We start from the raw sequence: 26,747 nt of genomic DNA, 5'->3' as shown, positions 1-26,747 counted from the left end.
CCCTCACTCCAACATTAAAAACTATTTTCGTAACGTTTATGGAAAAATTTTGCCTTTAAAAAGGCGACTCCTTTTTTCCACCAATTAACGCCTTCAATGTAAACTAGTGGTAACTCTTTAATTCTATCAGGGGAAATAGTTCCCAACTTAATTTGTTGTTGTAGCCAAACATTGAAAATAATTTCGCTGACACGGCCATAAAAACGTTGTTGGAACGATGATAATTTTTCAGACCCCATTTTCTTTTCTAAAGCAAATAAAATATTAAATAACCAAGTACAGTATTGATCAAATAATTCTTTTTTCATGACAACCATATTAAACATATAACCCGATGTTTGTGCTAAAACTTGATCGTAAGTATCTAAATAATCAGGATATAACTCACTAATAACTTCGCGAGTTGCATCTAATTGATTGGCATAATGTGTATGTTTATAGTGGGAATATAGAGATTCAATATAATAATGTCTCTTTTTAGGCAAGATAATATCATAGTCATCTAACAGCGGTAAGAGTTCATCACTTTTAATGATCCAATCCATTCTATTTTTCCCACGATGATGTTTAGCTCCAAAATGACGACGATAATGAGCTAGACCGATGTACGGAGCATCAAGATTTTTCCAAGCCCAATACAAGCCAGTTAGTTCACTATAGCTATCATTTTTTTCAGAAATATTATCGCCAACATTATCTTTTTGGTATCCTAAGTCAAGATCTGGATGTAGTGTAGCTCCCACATGTATGGGAATATACATCTCATCGGTAGGCATTGCGTATGCTTTATGCGTAGCAACGACTATTTTAACTTTATTTTCCAAAAGGTATCTCCTCATTCATATCTATTTAAAAAATAGAAATATATCTTCATGATAGTGTATTAAACGAATCAGCGAAGGTGATATAACGGTAACACTACCCATACTAATATAGCACAAATCAGCAAAAATTTCTTTGAAAATTAACATAAGATTGATATTAACCAATTTAATTTCCATTTTTTTGATCAAGTTTATTAATCAAGCTATGAGAATATTTAGTTTCTAATTTGCGAGCAAAAAAGTAATCACCCTCTAAAATAGTTGATAAGTCACGGTCATCTAAGATAGCAGGATAGCTTTCATTTTGTTTTTCCCATTTTATATAGCGATGATGGTCGTTGACAATTCGGTCTTTAAATTTCGAAGAATTGCATAAAATTGTTTGCATCCAAAATTCGTCAGAAAAACAACCGGTTTGAAGCATTTTTTGAAGATTAGGATGATTATCAAGATAGTTAAGGCAATAAGTTGCGGCATCGCGAGGGAGATCAACCCAATTAGCACCTGCATAGATTTCAAGATCAATATTTAATTTCTTGAATTTATTCACACGTAATAACGTCTGACCTAGCAACAAGGCACGATGGTAGAATTTTCCAAAAAAAGTTCGGCGTTGAATCTGATCGTAATTGAAATAATATTTTTGCCACCAAATAATAGGCTCACCTGATTTTTTAACGTCTTTAGCTTTTTCATAAGTCATATAGATTTTTGAATCTTTATCAAAACGTTCATAAAGTTTATCAACGCTTTGGGTAATCCAATCTTGCCCCGAAATGACATGGATATAAGAAATTTTGGGGTCATCTAGTGCTAAACGCATTAAACGAACTGTTGCCTCACCAATACTCCAACTTCCCCAGTTAACTGCAACTTCTGAAAGGTGATGAATGTTATTATCATCTAGAATTTTCAAGTCCGCTTGTGTGAGAACCATTTTTTTGTCAAAGTGAATATAGACTTTAAAGCGACGATTAAGTATCAAGGCTAGTTTAGTTACTTGTGGCAAGTCTTTATGTGCCAAAATTAAAATAGCTTGCATTTTTTTATTGTTGCCAAATAACGGCATCCTTTCGTTGATAGTTATTATTTACTATCTTATCTATAACCATACTAAAAAACAAGTTACACAAAAATAATAGATGTAACTTGTTTTTTTAAACTACTTTTCATGCGAGAAACGTGCTCGTAAGCCCCATAGGATCGAAACGGTATCAATCACTTCTTGGAATAACGCCCCAATGATTGCCGGGATTGCCCCAGTACTTGCGACTAACATCAAGAAGACGCAGATAAAGATCCCTAACAAAACAGCTTGACGGGCAATTTTTAAGGTGTCCTGGGCAATTTCAACGGCTTTAGCAACTTTCAAGAGATCATCTTTTAAAATAACAACATCGGCTGATTCACTAGCTGCGGTAGCCCCGTGAGCGCCCATTGCGATCCCGACATCGGCGACTGCAAGTGCAGGTGCATCATTGACGCCATCACCAACCATGATCACAGGATGTTCATCATTTGGAATAGCTTTTAGGGCATTGATTTTTTCTTCTGGTAAAAGTTGTGCTTTAACTTGCGTGATCCCAACTTCTTGAGCGATCTTATCGGCAATTTTTTGTTGATCACCCGTTAGCATCATTAATTCATTAACGCCACATTTTTTAAGAGCGCGCATCGTTTCAGCTGCTTCAGGACGTAATTTATCAATAAAAGTTATCTCTCCAAGATATTTACCATCTAAAGCAACAAATACACTTGTATGGGCGGCATTTTGCGTAATTTGCTCAGCTACAAAACTTGCCTTACCAACTTTTACGGTATGTTGTTTGACGGTCGCAATAACACCGTTTCCCGTCACTTCAGACAGATCAGTGACTGAAAATAACTTGATTTTTTGTTTTGTGGCATAAGCTAAAAGTGAGCGCGCTAAAATATGACTTGAGGAACTTTCCGCACTAGCAGCATAGGTCAAAAGAGTTTCTTTTGAGACACCTTCAACTGGTAAAATTTGGTCAACAAACAGCTGTCCACTTGTGATCGTTCCCGTTTTGTCAAAGGCTGCCGTTTTTGCAGTTGCCATTTTTTCTAAAACATTACCAGTTTTTACGACGATCCCATTGCGAGAAGAACGACTCATCCCTGAAACAAAGGCAACAGGTGCCGCCAAAATAAGCGGACAAGGTGATGCGACCACTAAAACTTCCGCAAAACGGACTGGATTTTTAGAGATAAACCAAGCAAAACCAGCAATTATAAACGCAATTGCCGTAAAGGGCACAGCATATCGATCAGCTAAGCGTACAAAACGAGCCGGAGTACGGTCTGCTTCTTTAACAAGCTGGATCAAACGTTGGTATTGACTATCTTGAGCAAGTTTATCTACGACCATAGTCACTGCCCCATCTCCGTTAATGGAACCAGAATAGATAGTATCACTGATTTCTTTAGCAACTGGTCTTGATTCACCAGTTAAACTAGATTCATCAAAAAGACTACTACCGGAAATAATATGACCATCGACAGGGACTGTTTCGCCAGGTTTGACGAGCAATTGATCTCCCACTTTAGCTTCGTCAATTTTGACATCAATAATTTCTTTTTTGACAATTTTATGTGCAACTTGAGGAGAATTGTCGAGTAAAGCTTTTAATTCCGTATGAGCTTTTTTAGAAGCGTAGTCTTCAAGTGAATCGCCCCCAACTAACATGATCAAAACAATCATCGCTGCCCAGTATTGACCTACTGCTAATGTTGCAGCAACAGCCGTGATAGCTAATAGATCAACCCCATAATTACCTGAACGTAGCGTTTTGATCATTTCACGTAACATCGAAAGGGCAATGATCGTTCCTGTTATCGTAATAATTACTTGTGCCCAAAGGCTAAGTCCAAAGGCAAATTCAAGTATTGCAGAAATAATAGCGATCCCAATTATTAAATTTAATTTAGTAGAGTGTTTCATGGTGTCCATCCCTTCATCATCTTATTCATGATTACCGTAACACCAAAAACAACAACTGTAAATTAGAATCATTCTAAATAAAAATGATTCTCAATTAGAAAGATAAAAACCTTGATTTGAATGCATTCTTACTTTTAACCAGTAAAATTCCCAATTGAAAAGGATTATCAGTTAGCACAAAAAAAGCAAACTTCCATCCATGAAGAGAGAAGTTTGCTGTTGACTAAAATGATTGAAATTATTTAATTAATGTTAGGGGATCGATCCAAGTTCCATCATCAATAAATGAACTATTAATCGCTTTAGCCATATTCTTTTCGCGTGTGATCCCTAAGTGGAGATGTTCAGTGTCACGAATGCCGATAACATCTCCAGTTTCAACTTCTTGGCCGACCGAGACACTGATTTTGCTAGTGCTAGAGAAAGCTTCTTGGTAGACGAAAGTATATTCATCTGATTGGACAACAACATAATATTCTAACCCAGAAAGATAGCCAATTTGGGTAACTGTTCCAGCATGAACTGCATGGACTTCACTACCAGGGTGATCATAGGAACCAAAGTCTAGTCCATTATGGAAGCCGTTTTGCCGGAATTCTCCACCGGTGTTAGTTCCAAAGAGCTGACCAGAAGAGAAGTAACCTTTGCCTACAGCAGGGAAAGGCCAACCCCAAGTTTCTTCTTGCCATTGTCCTTGCTCATTAAAAGTTTGGGTTTTTCCATCAATCCTGGTCGACCCAGTGGCCATTTGTCCACTAGCTTTATCAAAGTAATATTTGTGTCCTTGAATTTCTTGCCAACCATATTGCATTTGTCCATCTTTGTTGTAATAGACAGTTTTATTTTGGCCGTATTCATTTAAATTTTGGAAGCCAGTTTGCATTGCACCGCTGACTTCATCAAAGAGATACCAATGCCCATCGATCTTTTGTTGACCGTAAAGCATTTGCCCATTATTTTTGTCATAGTAAACAGTTTTGTTTTGACCATAACTCGATAGATCGGTAAATCCAGTTTGCATTTCACCGGTATTTTTATCAAAAAGATACCAATGCCCCTCAATATATTGTTGCCCAGTTGCCATAACAGCAGTATTAGGGTCAAAATAATAGGTCTTACCGTCAATTTGGTGCCAGCCATAAAATATTTGTCCGCTTTGTGGATCATAGTAAACTGTCTGATTTTCACTGGTCTTTTGGAAGCCAGTCAATTGTTGACCAACATTTTCTAAGCGTGAAGTACCAGTTGTTTGAGTTTGTTGTTGAATTGGATATGTTTCTGTTAAAGTGTCTGCTTCAGCAGTTTGTGGAATGGTAGTTATTAAAAATGATGTAGCAGCAACAGAACCAAGTGTTTGAACGACTAGTTTATGCTTTTTGTGTTTCATATAAATTATATGTACCCCTCATATTTTTTCTACATCATATCATGAATATCTTGGTAATTACCATTTTGAGCTAATATGTTTCAAATTTTAAATATAGTAATCTTAACTAAAAACGCACCCTTGAGAGATTTGTCTCTCTTTAAGGGTGCGTTAGTTTATTATTTAAATAAATAGATTAACGATTTTCTTCTGGTTCAGGATTTTTTGCTAAAGTGATTACACCGACTGCGTTTAAACCAGTGTGGGTCATAATGATTGGACTAGTTAAACGCGCAATGTAAGAAGCATCACTGTTTTCAGGTAAAATTGTATCTTTGATTTTTTCTAGAAAGGCTGGATCAGTTCCAACGTTGGAAAGCGAAAGAGCCTCGATTGGATTATTTTCGTGTTGTTTAGCGATTTCGGTACAATGCTTGATAAATGTTTTGCGACTGCGCCCTTTAGTGTAGACATCAAGGCTATGTTCGCGTAAACGGACGATCAATTTTAAGTTGATCAATTTCGTTAAAGCCCCAGCAAAGCGACTTACCCGACCACCCGCTACTAGACAATCTAAGTTATCGACTAAAACATCGATCGTCGTGCGAGAATAGATATCTTCACAATGTTCTTTGATCTCTGCGATCGATTTGCCCGCAGCCGCATCTTTAGCAGCGGCTAACACTTGAAAAGCTAAGCCACGGTCAGTTGATTTGCTATTGATGACAGTTACATCAGAATCAGACATATCGGCTGCCGATAAAGCTGTTTCAAAAGTCCCACTCAAAACATCAGAGATCATGATAGCCAAAACTTGGCTACCATCTTTGCCTAATTCATTGAAAGTATCAATGAATCGCCCCATCGCTGGTTGACTCGTCTTAGGGATATTGCCGGCCCGTAATTGTTCAACTAGTTCCTCACGTGAGATATCCTCACCATCGATATAATTTTTCCCATTAACTTCAACGGAAAGGGGAATGATTGTTATATTATGTTCTTTGATTTCTTCTGGTGTTAATTGAACAGAAGAATCAGTAACGATTTTGATCGGTTTTGTCATAAAAATTACTCCTTGGATCAAGCTATTTAATCAGTTACATTATATTATAACTTTTAGTGCTTGTGAACCAATAAGAAATCGGATTATAGTCCGACAAGTAAACATTTTCAAGCATTAAATACGGTCATAACGTTGTTTTAATTGTTGAGCGATCAGCGAGTTTTTTGCTTGATCACTACACCCATCGGTATGATAGATCAAATCAACGATCAAATTTAAATAAGCATCAAAAATAAACGATGTTGCACGGGGGTCAACGAGTGTGGTCGAAGATGGAAATGAAATGTCATAGGTAGGCCCAGAGAGATCAAACTCGGTGACTAGCTCCTTGATAAGTTGATGTAATTTGGCATAAATAAATGCGGTCGTCTGTAAATTTGTAAGATAAGTTTTTTTGTTGACAGGGATCAAGTAACGTACAGCTTGATCGGCTTTAAAAATAAAAGAAATGAGTGATGGAGTTGCAAAGTAATGGTAATGAACATGGTTTAACATGAGCCAATTCGTCGCATGACGTGTGTAGCCCCCTAAAGGCATGAGCTCAGTTTCACCCCAAACATAAGGTAAACAGGGTAATTTTTTCTTTCCTTGGGCACAGAGAATAGCACGCGCAGGCAAAAAGCCCACACTTTGTTTAGCGACAAATTGATTTACTAAACGGGTCGTTTCTTTTTCGCTGATAACGACCCCACGTTTAGCATCAATGATCAATGAACGGCAGTGGGGCAAATTTAATAGATGGCAATCTAAAACCAACAGCGCGGTTTGCGGGTCGATGGTTGCTTCTGCATCTAAATATCCTTGCTTATAGAGCTTTTTAAGACCTGGGTCATCCAATAAAATAGTTTCCATGTGAAACACTCCTTTTTTAATGGAGCGGTGATAGGTAATGTACGATGCATTTGTACCATAAATTTGGGACAAAAACGTCTTTCTGAGAGAAATATAACCTACATATAATCTAAAAATTATTTATAAGTTAAGATAGGATGCAAGTAATAAATAGTTGGATTACCAAGAAAAAATCGTCCTAGTAAATTTGCATACATATTTTTATAGATCACTGACAAGTTATAGTTATGGCAATTTTGTATTAATTTAACTTTATCTTGAGGCCTCTAGGTGAGTTTCATTAAGAAAGGAACCTAGTTATTATGTATGAAAATGGATTTAATTACTTATTGCAAAATGGACACGAAAAGATTATCTATGGTGTTATAAAAAAATTACATGTTGATTACAAAAACAATGATTTTGAAGATTTAATTGAGGAAGGGAAAATTGCTTTTGTATTGGCATATGAAGATTATGTAGCGCGGAATAATGTGACTGAATTTCAAAAGTTAAATGCTTTTATTTTCCAAAAAGTTAAGTGGCATTTATTAGATGTTTTGCGCAAAAATTACAATGTATCGCAACACATTACTTGTTGGGATGATAGTGATGAAGTGTTATTGTTACAGGATGATTGTGCAACTTTAGAAGAAGATATAGCCACTAAAGAAATCTTTGAACAGGTTTATTTAAAGTGTTCAGAGATGGAACGAAAATTTCTTGATTTGCGTTTAAATACAGAGTTATCATTAACAGCTATTGCGCAACAATTACATGTTAGTCGGAAAACAATTTATAAATATAAAAAAGATATAGCTTTAAAACTTTATAAATATAGCACTGGTAATTTTAGTACAGACAATTATAATAAAAGGGGTAGTATACCTAAAAATAATTAGGTAGTCGAAAAGCTATTTAGGTAAAAAATATTTAAGGGGTATGTTATTAAAATGAAAGGTATTATTTTAGCTGGCGGAAGTGGAACACGACTTTATCCAATAACTCGTGGTATCTCAAAGCAACTGATCCCAGTATATGATAAACCAATGATTTACTATCCATTATCCACTTTGATGTTAGCGGGAATTCGTGATGTTTTGGTGATTTCAACACCAGAATTCACACCACTATTTAAAGATCTTTTGGGTGATGGATCTGATTTTGGAATCAATCTTTCGTATAAAGTTCAAGAAAAGCCAAATGGATTGGCGGAAGCCTTTATTTTGGGCAAAGACTTCATCGGTGATGATTCTGTTTGTTTGATCTTAGGCGATAATATTTACTATGGTAGTGGCTTAAGTCAACTATTAAAGGATGCTTCTGCAAAAGAAAAAGGAGCAACAGTCTTTGGTTATCATGTTAATGATCCTGAACGCTTTGGTGTCGTTGAATTTGACAAAGACTATCATGCTTTATCCATTGAAGAAAAGCCTGCAAAACCTAAGAGCAATTATGCCGTTACTGGGCTTTATTTCTACGATAACGATGTCGTTGAAATCGCTGAAAACCTAAAACCTTCTGAACGTGGTGAATTAGAGATCACTGATGTGAATAAGGAATACTTGAAGCGTGGAGCTCTTGATGTGAAGCTTATGGGGCGGGGTTATGCTTGGCTTGATACAGGAACGCATGATTCACTTATAGAAGCTGCTAGCTATATTGCAACGATTGAAAAACGTCAAAATCTCCAAGTTGCCTGTTTGGAAGAGATCGCCTACCGTCAAGGCTGGATCTCAAAGGAACGCTTAATCGAATTAGCACAACCAATGAAGAAAAATGACTATGGCAAATATTTATTGCGCTTAGCCAATGAAGATTAGTAGGAGTTGTTGAATAATGGTTAAAGTTATTGATACAAAATTACAAGATGCCAAAATCATTGAAACAGATGTTTTTGGTGATCATCGTGGTTTTTTCACAGAAACATATACAAAACAAAAATTTGTTGAAGCAGGAATTGATTTTGATTTTACCCAAGACAATCAATCACTTTCTGTTGAACCAGGCGTTTTAAGAGGATTACATTACCAACGTGCACCTTACGCACAAACAAAATTATTACGTGCAGTTACAGGTGTTATCTATGATGTGATCGTTGATATTCGTAAGGGCTCACCTACATACGGTCAATGGCAAGGATTTATTTTAAGTGAATATAATCACCGTCAATTATTAGTGCCAAAGGGCTTTGCTCATGGTTTTGTGACCTTGACACCTAACGTTAATGTGGCATACAAAGTTGATGGCTATTATAATCCAGAAGCTGACGGGGGAATTGCTTTTGATGATCCTGATTTGGCAATTGATTGGCCAATGCCAGTTGAACATTTGATTTTATCAGACAAAGATAAAAAGCACCCACGTTTGAAGGATGCTGATTTGAACTTCACATACGGAAAGGACTAAGTTATTGATGAAAAACTTACTTGTAACAGGCGGTGCCGGTTTTATCGGTAGTAATTTTGTCCGCTACATGCTTGAAAAATATCCTGAATACAAAATTGTTAACCTTGATTTGTTAACATATGCTGGTAACATCCACAATTTGGATGACTTAAAGGATAACCCTAACCATGTATTTGTGCATGGCAACATTACTAACCGTGAATTGGTTGAACATTTAGTTAGAGAACATGATATTGACACGATCGTTAACTTTGCGGCTGAAAGTCACGTTGACCGTTCGATCTTACATCCAGAAGTTTTCGTTGAAACAAATGTTCAAGGAACTTTGGCATTGTTACACGTTGCTAAGACAATGGGCTTAGAAAAATATCTTCAAGTTTCAACTGACGAAGTTTATGGTACTTTGGGTAAAGAAGGTTACTTCAGCGAAACAACACCTTTGGCACCAAACTCACCATACTCAGCAAGTAAAGCATCAGCTGACTTATTAGTTCGTGCTTACTATGAAACTTATGGGTTAAACGTTAATATTACACGTTGTTCAAATAACTATGGTCCATATCAATTCCCTGAAAAATTGATTCCATTGATGACATCAAACGGGATGGATGGCAAGAAGTTACCGATTTATGGTGATGGTAAGAATATTCGTGACTGGCTTCATGTATATGACCACTGTCAAGCAATCGACCTTGTATTGCACAAAGGTCGTAAGGGTGAAGTTTACAATGTTGGCGGTCATAACGAACGCACAAACAATGAAATCGTCCACTTGATCGTTGAAAAACTTGGCTTAGGTGAAGAAGCAATTGAATACGTTGAAGATCGTCTAGGTCATGATCGTCGTTACGCAATTGACCCAACTAAGATCGAAACAGAACTTGGTTGGAAGCCAAAATATACTTTTGATACAGGTATCGTAGAAACTGTTGATTGGTATTTGAATAATGAAGACTGGTGGCGCCCATTGAAAGAGCGTGCAGCTTTAAGTTAGAGTAGGTGGGTTGTCACGGGCAGTGCCAACCTTTTTACATATATTTTAAAAAATATAGGAGTTAAATAATGAAGATATTGATCACTGGTGGTAATGGACAATTAGGTCAAGAATTACAACATTTGTTTGATGAACGTGGTATTGCTTATGATGCAGCTGATGTAGATGTTTTAGATATTACCGATGAAGCTAAAGTTGATAAATATTTTGCTGAAAATAGACCAGAAGTTGTTTATCACTGTGCTGCTTATACTGCAGTTGATAAAGCTGAAGGTGAAGGCAAAAAGGTCAACGAAATGGTCAATGCTGTCGGTTCAGATATCATGGCAAAAGCATGTAAAAAATACGATGCTTTGATGATCTATGTCAGCACAGACTATGTTTTCGATGGGTCACGGACAGAAGGCGAATATATGCCAGACGATCCTAAGGGTCCACGCAATGAATATGGTCGGACAAAATTGATCGGTGAAGAAGTGGTTGAAAAATACTGTGATAAGTACTATATCGTACGGACTGCATGGGTTTATGGTAAATGGGGACCTAACTTTGTTTACACAATGTTGAACTTGGCTAAAAACCATGACCGTTTAACCGTGGTGGCAGACCAAGTTGGTCGTCCTACCTGGACTAGAACATTAGCTGAATTCTTAACATACTTAGTTGATAACAACATTGAATATGGCGTTTATCAATGCAGTAATGATGGCCAATGCTCATGGTATGAATTTGCTAAAGAAATCTTAAAAGATACTGACGTTGAAGTAGCTCCTGTTTCATCTGATGAATACCCAACAGCAGCTTTCCGTCCTCACTATTCAGTAATGCATTTAGCTAAGGAAACAGGCTTTGAATTTCCAATGTGGCAAGATGCGTTAGCTGAATTTATGAAACAGATTGAAAAAAGCGAGTAATAGTAGAGGTTTTAAATGGGTGAAGAATTATTAACAGTTATTATTCCAATTTATAATGTTCAAGACTATTTACCTGAATGCTTAGAATCGATCGCCAAACAAACTTTTCGTAACTATACTGTAATTTTGATTGATGACGGCTCAACGGATACGAGTGGTGAAATTTGCGATCAGTGGGTCGAAAAAGATAGTCGTTTTAAAGTTATCCATAAGCAAAATGGTGGTGTATCTAGTGCTAGAAATGAAGGCATAAGGCACGCTAAGGCTAAATATACGTTATTTATTGATCCAGATGATTATATTTCCCAGGAAATGTTTGAACAAATGATTACAGTAGCTGAAAAAGAACAAGCTGATATGGTCATTTGTCAATATTTTGAAATTATGCCTAACGGAGAAATTAGAAAACATTTTGATGGGATAAATGAAACTGAAGTGTTAAATCAAATGGAATATATGGATTTACTTTTGGCAGATCAAGCGATAACAGATCATTTTTGGCGAAGATTATTTAAAACTGAGAAAATTCGAGACCTTGAATTTACATCAGGAATGAATTTTGAAGATACGCACGCAATTGTACGTTTTTCGCAAGATTGCGCTAAGATAGTTTTGTTAAATGAAGGTTACTACTATTACCGCTATAATCCTAATGGGATTGTAAGAGAGATAGTTATTACTAATTTTGATGATCATTATCGTGCCATGTATGAGAAGTATACTAGTATCGGACAACTGTTCCCCACTTTGAAAGAAAAAAGTGATAGCTACTTAGTTACTAAGACAGTTGATATCTATGGAGATTTGATCAGAGAGAATATGTCTGGAGAACAGAGCGATGCGCTGAAGAAAGAATTAAAATCGGTGATTTTACAGTATTCTTTAGTGCAAGTTCAAGGTAAATTAAGACGTATTTTTGCTTGGTCAATTTTACATGCAACACCATTGGCTACGTTGACTTATAAATGTTTGCATGTAGTTAGACCAAATGCGATTTAATGAGGAGATTGGGGATAGTTTTTTATGAAGTTAACAGTAGTTTCAATGACCGATCCAAAAGATAAAAAAACTTGGTCGGGAACAACAAGTAATATGTATGAAGCCTTACGACGCAATGGAATCGAAACGGATACGATTACGTTAAAAAATTGGTTTACTCGCTTTTATATTCGACTAGGGCTATTTTACTTGCAGCGAATAAGAAATATTGCAGTCGCAAATTTTGAGACCACGACACTTGGAGCAAAATATTGGGGCAAAAGGGTAGATAAGCAAATTAAGGCGCAAGCCAGAAAGTCAGATTATTATCTTTGCCCTGGTGGAGCAGCGGTAATTGCTTACGCTCAAGCAAAAGAAAAGTTTGTAGATATTCCTGATGCAACGTATGCTCTAATGAATGATTATTATTATTCTGGTGTAGATAAACAAAGCGTGGATAATGGCGATGAAATTGATCAATTAGCGTTGCAAAATTCTACTAAAATTATCGTACCAAGTAAGTGGGCTTATCAAAGTGTAGTGAAAGATTATCATCAAGATCAAGAAAAATTAGCTTTAATACCATTTGGGGCTAATTTACCTCACGTTGAAATTGCTCCACGTAAGTTAGATAAAAAACAAGTAAAATTGCTACTAGTGGGGGTAGAGTGGGAACGTAAGGGCGTTGATACAGCATTAGAAACTTTAAAATTATTGAATGATGATGCTAAGAGTGAATATGAGTATTATTTAACAGTAGTTGGTGTATCTGCACCTACAGGTTTTAAACAAGAAAATGTTGTTTTTAAGGGACGTTTAGATAAAAATGATCCACATGAATTACAGCTGTTAGAAAAAGAATATCGTAACGCTGATTTGTTTATTTTACCTACACAAGCAGAAGCTGCAGGAATTGTTTTCGCAGAAGCAGCGATGTATGCTTTACCGGTTATAACTTATGAAACTGGTGGGGTACCACAATATGTCTTAAATGATAAGACTGGCTTCACTTTGAAAAAAACAGCAACTAGCAAAGATTTTGCCGATACTATTAAAAATCTTGTGCAAGATTCTCAAAAATATACTGAATTTTCAAGTAATTCGGTGAAATATTATCAAAGTACGTTAAATTGGGATGCTTGGGCAAGTAAGGTGAAAGAATTTTTGCAAGGGTAGGAGGAAAATGAAATGAAAAGGGTGTGTGTTGTTTTAGTAACATACAACAGACTACCTTGTCTAAAAAAAGTTTTACAAGGGATCAAGGCGCAAAATCATCAAGTAGCGCAAATTTTTATTTTTGATAATGATAGTAGTGACGGAACCAATGAATACTTAAAGGAAAATGGTTTCCAAATTATAACTAACAGTTCGGAATTAGCGAATGTTTCGAACGATCAATTTGGTATTTGCTTCCGCAGTTCTGAAAATCTAGGGGGAGCTGGGGGATTTGCGAATGCGATCAAGATGGCCAAAGAGCTTGAGAGCGATTATTTATGGATCATGGATGATGATGTATATCCAGAGCCTGACTGCCTAGAAATATTGTTGGACAAGATGGAGAAAAAACATGTTCAAGCAGTCATTCCAAGTAGAAATGATGAGAATTATCAAGATTTAGTTTGTTTAAACATTGATTTTGCTGATTTTAGAAAATTTTGGACTTGGTGGCGTAAACAACCTGCCAAGTATCCTTTAGATAAAGATCAATATTTTGTCTCTGATATGCCTTTTGAAGGACCATTATTACAAACAGAACTGGTTAGAAAAATAGGTGAACCTGACCAGGGATTCTTTTTAGAATATGATGATTCGGACTATGCACAAAGAATTTTGAAGCATTCTAAGATTGTATATGCAACAAATGCTATCTTGCATCGACAATTAGCAAAGAAGACGGCGACAAATGCTACTAAGAAAAAAGAACCTTACTCTTGGAGAATGTATTATACTTTGAGAAATAATATTATTTTTGACCGTCGTTATGGTAAAAATTGGGCTGTTAGAAAGGTAAGTCCGCGTTTATTATTATTGCAAACCTTAGCTACTTCAATTAGAGATGGACATCTTAAACAAAATGCACCATTGATTTTTAAAGCATATAGTGATGGAATTCATGAGCGCATGGGAAAAAGAGTTGATCCTGACTACTAAAAAGGTGGGAGTTTATGAGAGAGAAAGAGTTAACTTTTATCATGCCTACATATAATTCTGCTGAATACATAGAGAGGACGTTACAAAGTTTAGAGGCTTCAATAGCAGATCATAATGATAAAGTTGAAGTGCTTTTTGTAGATGATGGTTCAACAGATAGGACAGTTGATATTCTTAAAGAAAAAGTCAAGCAACAATCAATATATAAACTAATTCAAAATAAGCATGGTGGAGTAAGTAAGGCTAGAAATTGTGGAATAAAAGAAGCTGTTGGTAAATATGTAACATTTATTGATAGTGATGACATTTATGCTAGTAATTTTGTAGAAAAATTTTTAAAACAAATAACTTACTTGCCAGATATTTTGTGGGTAGATATGCAACGATTGCCAGCTGATAAAAATCTAGTGATAAGCAAAGATGAGCAACGCTTGGAATTAATGAAGATGGTTTTGGGGATGACAACACCGTCTATCCAAGAAGGGATCGCATCAAAATTTTATCGTCGAGAATTTTTATTGGATAATCAAATTTTCTTTAATGAAGATGTTGTTATTTCTGAAGATACGTTGTTTATTTTACAGGCTCTAGATAAAGTTAAAGAAATTTATCTGTCGTCATATAATTTTTATAAAATTTTAGACGAGCATTCGTTATCACGTTTTAATGAGAAAACGTTGGTAGGGGAACTTGCGTATGAACAACAAGTAGATAAACTATTAGCTAAATATCTTTCCGTGAGAGCTGGTTTTGAAATTATATCTCGTATTAAGTTAAATGGGATATGTACGTTGGTTCGCAGATACTATGGTGCAAAAATTATTAGAGGTGAAGTAAGTATATCAAATGCAACCTCACAACTGAAACGAATCATCAATAAGTATAATTATGCTCCATATCTTAAATGCAAAGCAGGAGTTAATAGCTTACCAAAAAGGTATCGTTTATTTTATTATTTTATTAAAGTAAAAAGTTATCAATCAATGATAAGATTTAACGTTTATTTAGATAAGCTAAAAAAGTTGGATTGGAAGTAGAAAAGGAGATAGGGTTTAGTGAAGGATATATTTGTCATAGGTTCTAAAGGAATTCCAGCTAATTATGGTGGTTTTGAAACTTTTGTCGATAATTTAGTTCAAAGACAAGAAAATCGGGATATTAAATATCATGTGGCTTGCATGACCTTTGAAAAAGATACTAAAAATTACGAATATGCTAAGGCGGAATGTCAAGAGATAACGGTACCAAATATTGGTGGGGCAAAGGCCATATTATATGATTTGAAAGCTTTAGATTGGGCTTTGAAAACAATTAAAGAACGTGATCTTCGAGATGGAATTGTTTATATATTAGCTTGCCGAATTGGTCCCTTCTTGCACTCTTATGTAAAAAAATTCCATAAGTATGGCTTTAAAGTATGGGTAAATCCAGATGGACATGAATGGAAACGAGCAAAATGGTCTGCGCCAGTTAGAAGATACTGGAAATTATCTGAAAGGCTAATGGTAAAAAATGCTGATTTTTTAGTTTGTGATAGTAAGTCAATTGAATCTTATATTAAAGAAGATTATGCTAAATATAATCCTAAAACTACATTTATTGCTTACGGGGCGGATATTACAGAATCTAAACTAACTCATGAAGATTCAAAAGTTAGTGAATGGTTAAAAAAACATCAAGTTAAAGAAAATGAGTATTTTTTGATTGTGGGACGATTTGTTCCTGAAAATAATTATGAAACGATGATTCGCGAATTTATGGCGAGTGACGTAAAAAAAGATTTAGTTATTATAACAAATGTTGAGAAAAACAAATTCTACGAAGAATTAAAAGAAAAAACTCATTTTGAAAAAGATCCACGAATTAAATTTGTGGGAACAGTCTATGATGCTGAATTGTTAAAATATATTCGTGAAAATGCTTTTGGTTATTTGCATGGACATTCGGTTGGAGGGACCAATCCGTCTTTATTAGAAGCTTTAGGTAGTACACCATTAAACTTACTTTTAAATGTTGGCTTTAATCAGGAAGTTGGTGAAAAAGGTGCACTTTACTGGAGCACTGAAGAAGGAAGCTTAAGTAGTTTACTTGAAAAAACAGTAAAATTAGATCAAGCTCAAAAAGAAGAATTAGGGAGGCGTGCAAAAAACCAAATTAAAAATTACTATTCATGGAATAAAATAGTGTTTGATTACGAATCTATGTTTATGAAGTAAGGAGCCAACAAGTGAAAAATATACTCTATTTGCACGCAGGGGCCGAAATGTATGGTGCTGATAAAATTTTATTAGAGTTAGTTACAAATTTGGATAAAACAAAGTTTAGACCAATTGTAATTTTGCCAACAGAAGGCATCTTAGTGGATAAGCTAAAAAGTAGGGGGATTGAAACTTATGTAGTCGAATACCCCATTCTACGAAGAAAATATTTTAATATACACGGTATTTTTAAATATTTGACCTCATATGTAGGAAGCTCTAAAAAAATAATAAAACTATTACAGAATAAAAATATTGATATTGATATTATTCATGTAAATACAACTGCTGTGTTGGAAGGAATTTATCTTAAAAGAAAACTAGGCGCTAAATTATTGTGGCATGTTCATGAAATAATTTTAAAACCTAAGATTATTTATAAGTTTATAAGTTATTTAGTGGGGAAATATGCGGATCAATGTATAGTTGTCTCAAAAGCAGTAGCTGACCATTTGATTAAATCTAAAATGGTTTCTCCTCAAAAAATAAAAGTAATCTACAATGGTATAGATTCAAAATTATTTAATCCTAATACGCCTTGTGAATATTTGGCACAAGAATGGGATGTTCCTAAAAACGTAATTAAAATAGGAATGATTGGCCGTGTGAATGCTTGGAAAGGGCAAGACGATTTTTTGAAAGCAACTGTGCCACTATTGGAAAAGTATCCTAATTTATATTTATTTATTATTGGGAGTGCTTTTGATGGACAAGAATGGCGAGTAGAAAAACTAAAAGAAAAGATAGCCAGTCAAAGTAATTGTGAACGCATAATTTTTTCAGAATTTAGAAAAGATAATGCTGCTATTCATAATTTTTTTGATGTACTATTGTTACCAAGTATCAATCCAGATCCGTTGCCAACTGTTGTTTTAGAGGCAATGGCAAGTGGAAAACCTGTTATTGGATATAATCACGGTGGTGTGACTGAAATGGTCGTCAATGGGGAAAATGGCTTGTTAGCAAAAGTTAAGGATCCAAGCGATATGAGTAAAAAACTAGACAAGTTAATAAGCTCAGAAGGTGAACGTATTCGAATGGGGAAAGCTTCAAGAAGTAGGCAAGTAAAATATTTTTCCTTAGAGTCATTTATTAAAAATTTCGAAAAGCAGTATGATCTATTGTGATAAAAGTGAGGCAATGTTTGATGGTTTTTTTTTAGTGAATTAGGTGGATAATATATAATGACAAAACTCATATTTAACAAAGAAAATTTGTTTTGTGGTGCCTTCTTTGTCTGGTGTCTATATATGGCTTTGTTTATAACGACAAATTACTCGGCCAAATTAGGGGGCATGCTACAATATATCATGGTGGCGTTTGCGATAGGAATAATAATCATTAAGGAACTATTCACGTTATCAGAGATAAAAGAATATTCTTTCTTTAGATTTAGTTTGATGATATTATTTCTACTAGTTGTGATAAAAATAATGGGGCACTCTTATGGTACTATTTTTCTCTCATCAATGCTATTTGTGATATCTGCAAGAGATGTTAGTTTCGATAAGATCTTAAAAGCCTTTATTTGGGTAGTTTTGATATTATTTTTATTAACGATTGTGGGAAGTAAGATAGGGTTAGTAAGTAGTATGTACTCGGCACAAAATGGTAGATATAGAAATAGTTTGGGATTTTCATATGTATCATTTCCTAGTCAGTATGCATTCTTCTTTACTGCTGCTTGTTTAGCATTAAAGAAAAAAAGTATTAGTTACTGGTCCTTGATAGGGTTGTTAATACTGGATGTATATATTTATAAGAATGCTGTGACAAGTAGCCCATTTGTACTATCAATGGCGTTGTTAGGTTATACATTTGTAGTAAAAATACTTAAAACAAATATAATGGTGAAATTCACCTTTACGCGGGCGATAGCAACGTGTACGTTTATTTTAGCTCCTTTGTGTTTATGGTGGCTTTGTTTTAAAGCTCCTCTTGCACTCTTTACGGAGGTTGACAAATTTGTAAACAATCGATTGCAGTTGAGTGTGGACGGAATAAAGAATTTTGGAGTAAGTCTTTTTGGACAAAAAATTTCTTTTATAACGTTGGATAGCGTAGGACGCTTTTCGTCAAATTATAATTATATTGATAGTTCTTATTTTCAAAATTTAGTAGTTAATGGAATTGTTTTTACAGCGTTCATTATATTTTTATTTACATATGTAGCGTATAAAAGTGTACATTATCGTAATGATATATTGGCTGTTGTTTTAATCGCTTTGTCTATACATGCAATGTTTGACCCGCAGCTTGTAGTTCTTTGGTATTCACCATTTGCAATGCTACTAAGTAAATATTTCTCAATGGATGATTCAGATTTTATCGTTGGTAGTGAAGTAATAAGCAAAAAGATTTTATGACTAAAATAGGAGGGTCAATGTGGAAACTGTAGATAAAAATAAATTTATTAGCGTGAAAAATGTTTGGGGTATCTTAAAAAATAATTGGGTAATAATTACCTGGTGTGCAGTTATTGGTGTAATAGCAGCAGCCATTATTTCTTTTGTTTTTATGACGCCTAAATATTCATCTAGTAGCGATTTATTAGTCAATCAAAAAGTTGATAATAATAGTGTTCAGTATGCAGTTCAACAAGCCGATCTGCAAGCAATTAACACGTATAAAGATATTTTGAAAAAACCAATTATTTTAAACGAAGTTCTTAAAGAATTAAAGGAAAAAGACAATTATGCTGGTAATGTTGAAAGTTTATCGGAAGCAATTTCAATTTCCAATTCAACTAATTCTCAAGTAGTAACAATTACAGCAACTGATGCCAATGCCTATGTTGCTGCTGATATGGCTAATGCGGTTGCTAAAGTTTTCAAAGATAAGATAAAAACGATTATGAAAGTAAATAACGTCACAATTGTTTCAACTGCAAAGGCAAAAACAACTCCAGTGTCACCAAACAAAAAGCTAAATATTGCACTAGGGTTAGTAGCAGGGGCTTTAATAGGTGTCATTATAGGTGTTGTAAAGGATTTGATGGATAATACAGTTAAAGATACTGAATTTTTGACGGATGATTTAGCGTTAACAAATTTAGGTCTTGTTTATCATATTGAAAATAGAGATTATCAAATTGTTGAAGTATTAGAAGATAGTAGCGAAGATGAAGATGACACTAGGAGGGTTTAAGAGTAGATATGGGTATTTTTAAGAAAAAGAAAAAGTTAGAAACAAATAGTATGGAGCAAGGTGTTAGACTGATTACAGTTTCTGCACCTAGTTCGGTTAATACTGAGCAATTTAATACAATCAGAACAAATATTGAGTTTTCTAATGCCGATGAGCAGATTAAGTCATTAGTTATGACGTCTGCAACAGCTTCTGAAGGGAAATCTACTGTTGCCGCAAACTTAGCTGTTGCTTTTGCTAGACAAGGAAAACGCGTGTTATTGGTGGATACAGATTTGCGTCGCCCGACAATTAATGCAACTTTTAGTATCAGTAACCCGATTGGCTTAACTAATTTTTTGACCGAACATAGTGTCTCAGTCAATGATATTTTTTATAAAACTTCTGTAGATAATCTTTATGTTCTTCCGAGTGGGCCAACACCACCTAATCCCTCTGAGTTGATAGGGTCAAAAAGAATGAGTAATTTAATTACTGCTTTACAAGACGCTTTCGATTTAGTTATTTACGATGCACCACCTGTTTTATCAGTAACAGATGCGCAAATTTTGTCTACTAAAGTTGATGGAACAATTGTAGTAGTTAGAGAAAATAGAGCCGAAAAAGAAGCCGTTCGCCAAGCGGTGAAATTGATAAAGCATGTGGATGGTAAGATAATTGGCTCTATTTTGAATGATGCAGATGGTGATTCTGTTGGTTATTATGGTTACTATGGCTATTACGGCAAGTAGATATTTTATGTAGAAAGGTAATAGGCTGTATTTAACTATGGGTAAAGAGAGAAACTCAAATTTTGAGTTATTGAGAATTGTTTGTATGTTTTTCATTGTGCTACATCATTTTTCAATTCATGGTATAGCAACTAATGGGAATTTTGTAGCTTTTAAAGGATCGTTTGGTAATCTTTTTGTTGCAGAGCTTTTAGCTTCCTTAGGTAAACCTGCAGTTATGATATTTGTTTTTATTAGTGGTTTTTATCTGATAAATTCAAAGTTTAAATTAAAACGTATTTTGAATTTACTTTGGAAAGTTTTTACATATAGTGTTTTGATTTTGCTATTAGTTTGGCTTTTGCAAATTGGAAATCTCTCGCTAAAAAATATTGTAGTAAGTTTTCTTCCGACAAGTTACGGTGCATATTGGTTTATAACTGATTACGTAATTTTATCGTTATTTGTACCATTCATAAATAAATTTATTCTAAGTAGCGATAGAAGATTTTTTGAAATGTTTATACTTACCCTGTGGCTTGTTAGTTCACTGATACCAACATTTTTAGCTAAGAGTGCATTATCAAATAATGAATTACTATTATTTTTGTTATTTTATAGTGTTGGAGCGTATATCAGACTATATATTACCGATAGAGTGGAATTGAAAAAATTCGCGAAGTACTTTACCTTAATAGGATCTTTAGCATTGTTTGGTGGGATTGTTGTACTAAATATTCTTTCACTTATTTCTTCTAGGAATATTTTCAGTAGAAGTGCGATGCACTTGACGACTATAGACTCAACAGTGGCTTTGATTTTTGCGATCGGAGTATTTCTGTACTTTACAAGTCGCCCCAAATTTTCCAGTGCTATAATAAATGTAATTTCGGCATCTTCATTAGCAGTATATATTATTTCAGATAACCCACTCTTACGTGGCGTTATCTGGCAATCTATTTTCTATGTAAATGTTAATTCGCAAACTATGAATCCGTGGATGCTATTGTTATATGGATTAATGAGTACAACACTAATCTATATATTCTGTACAATTATTGATATTATTAAACTAAAAGTATTGGATACTTGGTTGAATCCTATAAAATTATTAAATGAAAATACAGTTGATAATTTGTATAAAAAGTTTATTGTGCATAAATAGTCTGTTAAATTTGGGAGTTAGATATGCAATTAGAAAAACTAGTGGATATACATTGTCATATTTTGCCAGGGATTGATGATGGATCACCTAATCTTGAAAGTTCGCTTGGCTTAGCACATGCAGCAATTGAAGATGGTGTTACACATATTTTAGCAACACCACATCATTTGGATAATAATTATATTAATCATCGTCAAGATGTTATCGAGAAAACTAAAGATTTTCAAAATGAGTTAGATGTAAGAAATATCAATTTAAGTGTATTTCCAGGACAGGAGATACATATTAACGGAGATTTGACACAACGATATGATGATTTACTCGGAACAGATGAGAAAAAGAAATACATGTTGTTGGAATTTCCACATAGAAATGTACCTGCTTACGCACAACGTTTAATTTTTGAATTACGAAAATTGGGTACGACACCAATTATTGTTCATCCTGAAAGGAATAAAGAGATTCAAAAAGATTTAAATCTGCTATATGATTTTATTCAGCAAGGTGCCTTGGCACAACTTACTGCAACAAGTTATGTAGGTGGTTTTGGAACAGAGGTAGCAGATATTTCAAAAAAATTGGTCGAAAATAATTTGGTTCAATTTATTGCTTCTGATGCACACGCACTTAAAGGTAGAAATTTTGTTTTACGTGAAGCTTTTGAGCAGGTGGCAACAGATTTTGATGAGACATTAGCGTTTTCTTTTGAAAATAATGCAGAAAATGTCTTAAACGGTAAAAGTGTAATTGCTAGAAACTATCGAAAAATTCAAAAGAAAAAGCGTTTCTTTTTCTTTTAGGAGTATGTGTTTAAGTAACTTGATATGAGTTTATGCAATTAATAATTGGGGGTAGGCATAAATTGCCAATTGCATGACTCTATATTTGCTTTTTTACAAAGTTAGGGAGAATTATGGATAAAATAGATTTCGTTGTAACGTGGGTAGATGATAGTGATCAAGTTTGGCAAGAAAAACGAAACGAGTATCAACCAAAGTTACAAGCAGACAAAGCAACAAGTGGTGATAAGGCATATCGTGATTGGGGAACTTTTAAATATTGGTTTCGAGGTGTAGAAAAATTTGCACCTTGGGTCAATAAGGTTTATTTAGTAACAGATAATCAGGTTCCAAAATGGTTAAATACAAATCATGAAAAATTAGTTGTGGTGGATCATAAAGAAATTATTGATGAACAATATTTGCCGGTCTTTAATAGTAATGCAATTGAAATGAATTTGCATAAAATCAAGGGCTTAAGTGAGAATTTTGTTTATTTTAATGATGATATGTATATAACCGCTCCAGTGGAAAAGAAAGATTTTTTTAGGGAAGATCTCCCAGTGGATATGGCTGTTTTATCACCGATTGTTCCTGAATGCTACGGTACGGCAAATTATCAAGTGAATGATATGGAAATAATTAACAAGTATTTTAGCAAAAAAGAAATAGTTAAAAATGGGAGAATGTTATCACTGAAGTATGGTAAAAATATTATTCGGACGCTATTACAGCTTCCTGGTAAACATGTTTGTGGTTATTTTGAACCACATTTACCTCAAAAATTTAAAAAAAGTACGTTTGAAACTTTATGGCAAAAAGAACCAGAACTTTTTCGTGAAACAGTAGCTTCAAGGTTTCGTGAAAAGAATAATCTAAATTTATGGTTGTTTAGATATTGGCAATTAGCTAGTGGGCAATTTATTCCTGAAAATACAGATAAATTAGGGAAACTGTATTCGCTTGATGGCAATAATGATGATATTTTTCAAGCTTTAAGAGCTGGTAAAGATAAGATAATGTGTATCAACGATGGCTTTGAAGTTGTTGATCTAGACAGACAGATGAGTAACTTGCAAGAGAGTTTTAAGTATCGATTCCCAAGTAAATCTGCGTTTGAAAAGTGAAAGTAGGCTGACATGAAAAAAGATATTTCATTTATTGTTCCGATGTATAATGCGGAAGAATACTTAGAAAGAACCTTAAATAGTATTGTTGAAATGGTTGGCGAAAAGCAAAATAAGGTGGAAGTTTTGTTGATAGATGACGGGTCAAGTGATGAGACAGTGATGTTAGCCAAAAATTTTAGTACTAATTATGATTTTTTTAAAGTTATTCCTGGGAAGCATCAAGGAGTTAGTGGTACCAGAAATACAGGGATAAAGTTAGCAAAGGGTGAATATGTAACGTTTATTGATAGTGATGACACTTTTAGAAAAAATTTCGTTACAATTTTTGAATCCTTGATCACTGAAAAACCAGATATTGTTTTGGCAGATATAGAAGTAATAAAACATACTAAAAGCATGATGAACTTAACTATTGACCAAAAAATAGCTCTCTTTAAGTTAATTAACCGTGGTCGAGGCAATACAGGTATAGGTTCTAAATTCTTTAAGCGTAGTTTTTTAGAAAAATATGCATTGATGTATGACTCACAAATTATGATCTCAGAGGATGCATTATTTAATTATCAAGCGATTGATAAGGCAACTTCGGTTGTTTTAACTCCAGAAGAATTTTACTATGTTTTGGCTTCACATACATTACCCTATTATAATCCTAATATTTTAACGTCAGAATTACGTTACCGAAAACAAACAGCAAAAATTTTTGCCAAATATTATCCATATGATGAAAATGGCGAGCTTTTATGGACTGATAATAAAATTAAACTTCTAGGGTATATTAAATTAGTAGATCGCTACTATGGGCCACTGTATATCAAAAAAGAAATTTCATTATCTGAGGCGACTAAAAAATTACGTGAAATAGCAGAAAATTTTGACTATACTGGTTGTTTTAAATCTAAAGCACATGATAATGTTTTGGGGATGCGCTACATTGTTTTTCGAAACATGTTAAAGTGTAAGTTATACAGGACAACGTTAGTATTCAATAAATACATGGATAGAATAAAAAAAACACAAAGGTGGAAATAGTTTAAATGGACGGAAAAGTTGGCGTAATCATTGTTACCTATAATCGGTTGAAATGTTTAAAAAAGGTTTTAAAGGGATTAGATGAGCAAACGTACCCACTTGAAAAAATCTTAGTGTTTGATAATAATAGTACTGATGGAACGATTGAGTACTTACGCGATGAAGGTTTTAGTGAATATGACAAGGCTAAAGATTCCAAAAAGAAACTTTACTTTGCTAATGATACTAATTTAGGTGGTGCAGGTGGTTTCGCCAAAGCTGTAGGATTAGCACATCAATTAGATATAGACTATTTATGGATCATGGATGATGATGTTTTGCCAGAACCAGCTTGTTTAGAAAAATTGCTAGCTAAAATGGCAGAAAAAAACGTTGAGGTAGCTTTACCAAGTCGAGAAGATGAAAGCTATACTGATCGTGTTTGTCTTGATATTGATTTAAAATCAGGAAATAAATTCTGGACAACTTTGCGCAAAACTTTTGCTCCTCATCCACTGACAAAAGATGATTACTTTGTGAAAGATATGACTTTTGAGGGACCTTTATTGACATTAGATGTCTCTAAAAAAGCAGGATTACCTGATGAAGGGTATTTTTTGTTTTTTGATGATACTGATTATGCGCAAAAATTATTAAAATACTCAAAAATAGTTTATGTAACAAATGCTAAACTGCATCGCCAATTAGCGGCTAATGCTAAAAAGGATGGTGCCGATCAAGCTTATACTTGGCGGAATTACTATACGATCCGCAATAACATTTTGTTTGATAAAAGACATGGTGAGAGTTGGGCAGCAAGAAATATTAGTCCAACATTATTAATGGCACACATGTTAGTTATTTCTAAACGTAATAAACATTTGAAAAATAATTTCCCGATTGTTATGAAAGCATGGTTTGATGGTATTCGCGGTAAAAATGGGAAACGTGTTGATCCGAATTATTAAGTGATATAGGAACCAGAGAGAAAGCTAGTTATTACTAAATCTCTCTGGTTCCTATATTATTTTTAACTGAGTTATTTACTGCAATTTGGCAATTAAAAAATAATAGTTCATTAATTAAAAGTATTGAAATAATAAAAAAGTAAAATTAATATAAAGATGTTAAGAAAAAACAAAAGAAGAAAAGGGTGAGCACTTTGGAAAATAATGAACTAAAAAAGCGCTATAAAATGTATAAGTCTGGTAAAAACTGGGTTGTTGCGCCTATCGTTTTTATAGGGCTAGCATTGGGGTTAAGTGCAAATATTGATCAAGTTTCAGCAGATGTAAATACGCAAAGTGATCAAACAGTAGAAGTTCAAACCACTCAAAGTGTGGCAGAGACAGATGAAAATAAGGCAGCTACCACTCAAGAAGATGAACAAGCCATTTCTAGTCAAGCAACTGAAGCTACTTCAGAAGAAAGTTTAGCACCGGTAAAAACAACTGAAGATACGAGTGAGACAAATTCAACAATTGATGAGGCTCAAACCGAAGCTAAGACAGCAGCTGCGACCGTAAGTGAAGATAAGCAACAAGAGACAACAGAAGCAACTACAAATGTGACCGATGATCAACAAGCTACGGCAGAAGCTAATGAAACAGACACAAGCGAAGATAACCAACAAGTTGCCACAAAAGCAAAAACGGCAGATACAGTTGCAAATGAAAGTGAACAACCAACGACAGCTATGGCTGAAAGTTCACAAGACAAACAAGAAAGTCAAACCGAGGATACGGCAGATACGTTCCCAACACCAACAAATTATGTAGAAAAACAACAAGATGGTTATTGGTATCTTTATGATACACAGACAAACACATTTTATACTGGCTTTCAAAAATTAGCAGATGGTCGTGTTGTTTATTATAATGCAGATGGTCAAATGCAATATGGCTGGCAATGGATAGATAATGCAACTCATTATTTTAATACCTTTGATGGTAACATGGCGATAGGTCAACAAAAGATTATTGATCACTGGTATCTATTCAATGAAAAAGGTGAGATGCAACGAGGTTTCCAATATATAGCTGATCAAAATAAGAC

General features: G+C 34.4%; 26 protein-coding genes. 20 read left to right on the top strand and 6 right to left on the bottom strand.

Annotation, left to right across the window (positions count from 1 at the left end; genetic code table 11):
* Positions 1–14: 14 nt before the first annotated feature.
* The 6 genes from FC32_RS00130 to FC32_RS00105 form a co-directional block, all read right to left on the bottom strand.
* Positions 15–824 (bottom strand): DUF4422 domain-containing protein, encoded by an 810-nt coding sequence (locus tag FC32_RS00130; RefSeq protein ID WP_025087171.1) that lies wholly within the window; start codon positions 822–824, stop codon positions 15–17.
* Positions 825–990: 166 nt separating this feature from the next.
* A complete protein-coding gene (locus FC32_RS00125) occupies positions 991–1,866 on the bottom strand; it encodes a beta-1,6-N-acetylglucosaminyltransferase (protein ID WP_025087170.1) in 876 nt (291 codons plus the stop codon).
* 120 nt (positions 1,867–1,986) lie between these two features.
* On the bottom strand, positions 1,987–3,786 hold the full coding sequence (locus FC32_RS00120; RefSeq protein WP_082587115.1) for a heavy metal translocating P-type ATPase: 1,800 nt from the start codon (positions 3,784–3,786) through the stop codon (positions 1,987–1,989).
* Between the two features lie 238 nt (positions 3,787–4,024).
* Entirely contained in the window at positions 4,025–5,173 is a 1,149-nt protein-coding gene (locus FC32_RS00115) for a peptidoglycan DD-metalloendopeptidase family protein (protein ID WP_025087169.1), read from the bottom strand.
* Positions 5,174–5,348: 175 nt separating this feature from the next.
* Positions 5,349–6,215: a DegV family protein gene (locus FC32_RS00110; RefSeq protein ID WP_025087168.1), complete on the bottom strand. Its 867-nt coding sequence runs from the start codon at positions 6,213–6,215 to the stop codon at positions 5,349–5,351.
* Between the two features lie 114 nt (positions 6,216–6,329).
* Positions 6,330–7,067, bottom strand: a complete 738-nt coding sequence (locus FC32_RS00105; protein ID WP_025087167.1) for a hypothetical protein — start codon at positions 7,065–7,067, stop codon at positions 6,330–6,332.
* Between the two features lie 302 nt (positions 7,068–7,369).
* Here FC32_RS00105 and FC32_RS00100 point away from each other — a divergent pair, with 302 nt between their 5' ends.
* The 20 genes from FC32_RS00100 to FC32_RS10475 all read left to right on the top strand — a co-directional run.
* A complete protein-coding gene (locus tag FC32_RS00100) occupies positions 7,370–7,948 on the top strand; it encodes a sigma-70 family RNA polymerase sigma factor (RefSeq protein ID WP_025087166.1) in 579 nt (192 codons plus the stop codon).
* A gap of 51 nt (positions 7,949–7,999) precedes the next feature.
* Entirely contained in the window at positions 8,000–8,869 is an 870-nt protein-coding gene (gene rfbA / locus FC32_RS00095; RefSeq protein ID WP_025087165.1) for a glucose-1-phosphate thymidylyltransferase RfbA, read from the top strand.
* Positions 8,870–8,885: 16 nt separating this feature from the next.
* Positions 8,886–9,455, top strand: coding sequence for a dTDP-4-dehydrorhamnose 3,5-epimerase (gene rfbC / locus FC32_RS00090; RefSeq protein WP_035459791.1), 570 nt, complete (start codon positions 8,886–8,888; stop codon positions 9,453–9,455).
* A gap of 7 nt (positions 9,456–9,462) precedes the next feature.
* Entirely contained in the window at positions 9,463–10,449 is a 987-nt protein-coding gene (rfbB, locus tag FC32_RS00085) for a dTDP-glucose 4,6-dehydratase (RefSeq protein ID WP_025087163.1), read from the top strand.
* 68 nt (positions 10,450–10,517) lie between these two features.
* The gene (gene rfbD, locus FC32_RS00080; RefSeq protein ID WP_025087162.1) at positions 10,518–11,363 is read left to right on the top strand and encodes a dTDP-4-dehydrorhamnose reductase; all 846 of its coding nucleotides are present in this window, start codon (positions 10,518–10,520) and stop codon (positions 11,361–11,363) included.
* Between the two features lie 15 nt (positions 11,364–11,378).
* Positions 11,379–12,362: a glycosyltransferase family 2 protein gene (locus FC32_RS00075; RefSeq protein WP_025087161.1), complete on the top strand. Its 984-nt coding sequence runs from the start codon at positions 11,379–11,381 to the stop codon at positions 12,360–12,362.
* A 24-nt stretch (positions 12,363–12,386) separates the two neighbouring features.
* Positions 12,387–13,517, top strand: a complete 1,131-nt coding sequence (locus tag FC32_RS00070; RefSeq protein ID WP_056957172.1) for a glycosyltransferase family 4 protein — start codon at positions 12,387–12,389, stop codon at positions 13,515–13,517.
* A 12-nt stretch (positions 13,518–13,529) separates the two neighbouring features.
* A complete protein-coding gene (locus tag FC32_RS00065) occupies positions 13,530–14,492 on the top strand; it encodes a glycosyltransferase family 2 protein (RefSeq protein WP_025087159.1) in 963 nt (320 codons plus the stop codon).
* A gap of 14 nt (positions 14,493–14,506) precedes the next feature.
* The gene (locus FC32_RS00060; RefSeq protein WP_025087158.1) at positions 14,507–15,529 is read left to right on the top strand and encodes a glycosyltransferase family 2 protein; all 1,023 of its coding nucleotides are present in this window, start codon (positions 14,507–14,509) and stop codon (positions 15,527–15,529) included.
* Positions 15,530–15,547: 18 nt separating this feature from the next.
* Positions 15,548–16,708, top strand: coding sequence for a beta 1-4 rhamnosyltransferase Cps2T (gene cps2T, locus FC32_RS00055; RefSeq protein WP_025087157.1), 1,161 nt, complete (start codon positions 15,548–15,550; stop codon positions 16,706–16,708).
* Positions 16,709–16,719: 11 nt separating this feature from the next.
* Positions 16,720–17,877 (top strand): glycosyltransferase family 4 protein, encoded by a 1,158-nt coding sequence (locus FC32_RS00050; RefSeq protein WP_025087156.1) that lies wholly within the window; start codon positions 16,720–16,722, stop codon positions 17,875–17,877.
* Positions 17,878–17,934: 57 nt separating this feature from the next.
* On the top strand, positions 17,935–19,116 hold the full coding sequence (locus tag FC32_RS00045; protein ID WP_025087155.1) for a hypothetical protein: 1,182 nt from the start codon (positions 17,935–17,937) through the stop codon (positions 19,114–19,116).
* Positions 19,117–19,135: 19 nt separating this feature from the next.
* Positions 19,136–19,897, top strand: a complete 762-nt coding sequence (locus FC32_RS00040) for a YveK family protein (protein ID WP_025087154.1) — start codon at positions 19,136–19,138, stop codon at positions 19,895–19,897.
* An 8-nt stretch (positions 19,898–19,905) separates the two neighbouring features.
* Positions 19,906–20,628, top strand: a complete 723-nt coding sequence (locus FC32_RS00035) for a CpsD/CapB family tyrosine-protein kinase (RefSeq protein ID WP_025087153.1) — start codon at positions 19,906–19,908, stop codon at positions 20,626–20,628.
* Positions 20,629–20,665: 37 nt separating this feature from the next.
* Entirely contained in the window at positions 20,666–21,772 is a 1,107-nt protein-coding gene (locus tag FC32_RS00030; protein WP_025087152.1) for an acyltransferase family protein, read from the top strand.
* Positions 21,773–21,795: 23 nt separating this feature from the next.
* Positions 21,796–22,572 (top strand): tyrosine-protein phosphatase, encoded by a 777-nt coding sequence (locus tag FC32_RS00025; RefSeq protein WP_025087151.1) that lies wholly within the window; start codon positions 21,796–21,798, stop codon positions 22,570–22,572.
* 113 nt (positions 22,573–22,685) lie between these two features.
* Entirely contained in the window at positions 22,686–23,678 is a 993-nt protein-coding gene (locus FC32_RS00020; RefSeq protein ID WP_025087150.1) for a Stealth CR1 domain-containing protein, read from the top strand.
* A 12-nt stretch (positions 23,679–23,690) separates the two neighbouring features.
* Positions 23,691–24,713: a glycosyltransferase family 2 protein gene (locus tag FC32_RS00015; RefSeq protein WP_025087149.1), complete on the top strand. Its 1,023-nt coding sequence runs from the start codon at positions 23,691–23,693 to the stop codon at positions 24,711–24,713.
* A gap of 5 nt (positions 24,714–24,718) precedes the next feature.
* Positions 24,719–25,660, top strand: a complete 942-nt coding sequence (locus tag FC32_RS00010; RefSeq protein ID WP_025087148.1) for a glycosyltransferase family 2 protein — start codon at positions 24,719–24,721, stop codon at positions 25,658–25,660.
* Between the two features lie 194 nt (positions 25,661–25,854).
* On the top strand, positions 25,855–26,747 hold an 893-nt coding region (locus FC32_RS10475; RefSeq protein ID WP_169816518.1), incomplete at its 3' end, for a KxYKxGKxW signal peptide domain-containing protein.

Source organism: Ligilactobacillus apodemi DSM 16634 = JCM 16172, assembly GCF_001434405.1.
GTDB classification, from domain to species: domain Bacteria; phylum Bacillota; class Bacilli; order Lactobacillales; family Lactobacillaceae; genus Ligilactobacillus; species Ligilactobacillus apodemi.
The sequence above is the reverse complement of the archived record's forward strand: the minus strand, read 5'-3'. Positions and strand labels throughout refer to the sequence as shown.

Coding starts and splice junctions, on each gene's coding strand:
- FC32_RS00125 (WP_025087170.1), bottom strand. CDS start 1,866: ATGCAAGCTATTTTAATTTTGGCACATAAAGACTTGCCACAAGTAACT.
- FC32_RS00120 (WP_082587115.1), bottom strand. CDS start 3,786: ATGAAACACTCTACTAAATTAAATTTAATAATTGGGATCGCTATTATT.
- FC32_RS00115 (WP_025087169.1), bottom strand. CDS start 5,173: ATGAAACACAAAAAGCATAAACTAGTCGTTCAAACACTTGGTTCTGTT.
- FC32_RS00110 (WP_025087168.1), bottom strand. CDS start 6,215: ATGACAAAACCGATCAAAATCGTTACTGATTCTTCTGTTCAATTAACA.
- FC32_RS00105 (WP_025087167.1), bottom strand. CDS start 7,067: ATGGAAACTATTTTATTGGATGACCCAGGTCTTAAAAAGCTCTATAAG.
- FC32_RS00100 (WP_025087166.1), top strand. CDS start 7,370: ATGTATGAAAATGGATTTAATTACTTATTGCAAAATGGACACGAAAAG.
- rfbA (WP_025087165.1), top strand. CDS start 8,000: ATGAAAGGTATTATTTTAGCTGGCGGAAGTGGAACACGACTTTATCCA.
- rfbC (WP_035459791.1), top strand. CDS start 8,886: ATGGTTAAAGTTATTGATACAAAATTACAAGATGCCAAAATCATTGAA.
- rfbB (WP_025087163.1), top strand. CDS start 9,463: ATGAAAAACTTACTTGTAACAGGCGGTGCCGGTTTTATCGGTAGTAAT.
- rfbD (WP_025087162.1), top strand. CDS start 10,518: ATGAAGATATTGATCACTGGTGGTAATGGACAATTAGGTCAAGAATTA.
- FC32_RS00075 (WP_025087161.1), top strand. CDS start 11,379: ATGGGTGAAGAATTATTAACAGTTATTATTCCAATTTATAATGTTCAA.
- FC32_RS00070 (WP_056957172.1), top strand. CDS start 12,387: ATGAAGTTAACAGTAGTTTCAATGACCGATCCAAAAGATAAAAAAACT.
- FC32_RS00065 (WP_025087159.1), top strand. CDS start 13,530: ATGAAAAGGGTGTGTGTTGTTTTAGTAACATACAACAGACTACCTTGT.
- FC32_RS00060 (WP_025087158.1), top strand. CDS start 14,507: ATGAGAGAGAAAGAGTTAACTTTTATCATGCCTACATATAATTCTGCT.
- FC32_RS00045 (WP_025087155.1), top strand. CDS start 17,935: ATGACAAAACTCATATTTAACAAAGAAAATTTGTTTTGTGGTGCCTTC.
- FC32_RS00035 (WP_025087153.1), top strand. CDS start 19,906: ATGGGTATTTTTAAGAAAAAGAAAAAGTTAGAAACAAATAGTATGGAG.
- FC32_RS00030 (WP_025087152.1), top strand. CDS start 20,666: ATGGGTAAAGAGAGAAACTCAAATTTTGAGTTATTGAGAATTGTTTGT.
- FC32_RS00025 (WP_025087151.1), top strand. CDS start 21,796: ATGCAATTAGAAAAACTAGTGGATATACATTGTCATATTTTGCCAGGG.
- FC32_RS00020 (WP_025087150.1), top strand. CDS start 22,686: ATGGATAAAATAGATTTCGTTGTAACGTGGGTAGATGATAGTGATCAA.
- FC32_RS00015 (WP_025087149.1), top strand. CDS start 23,691: ATGAAAAAAGATATTTCATTTATTGTTCCGATGTATAATGCGGAAGAA.
- FC32_RS00010 (WP_025087148.1), top strand. CDS start 24,719: ATGGACGGAAAAGTTGGCGTAATCATTGTTACCTATAATCGGTTGAAA.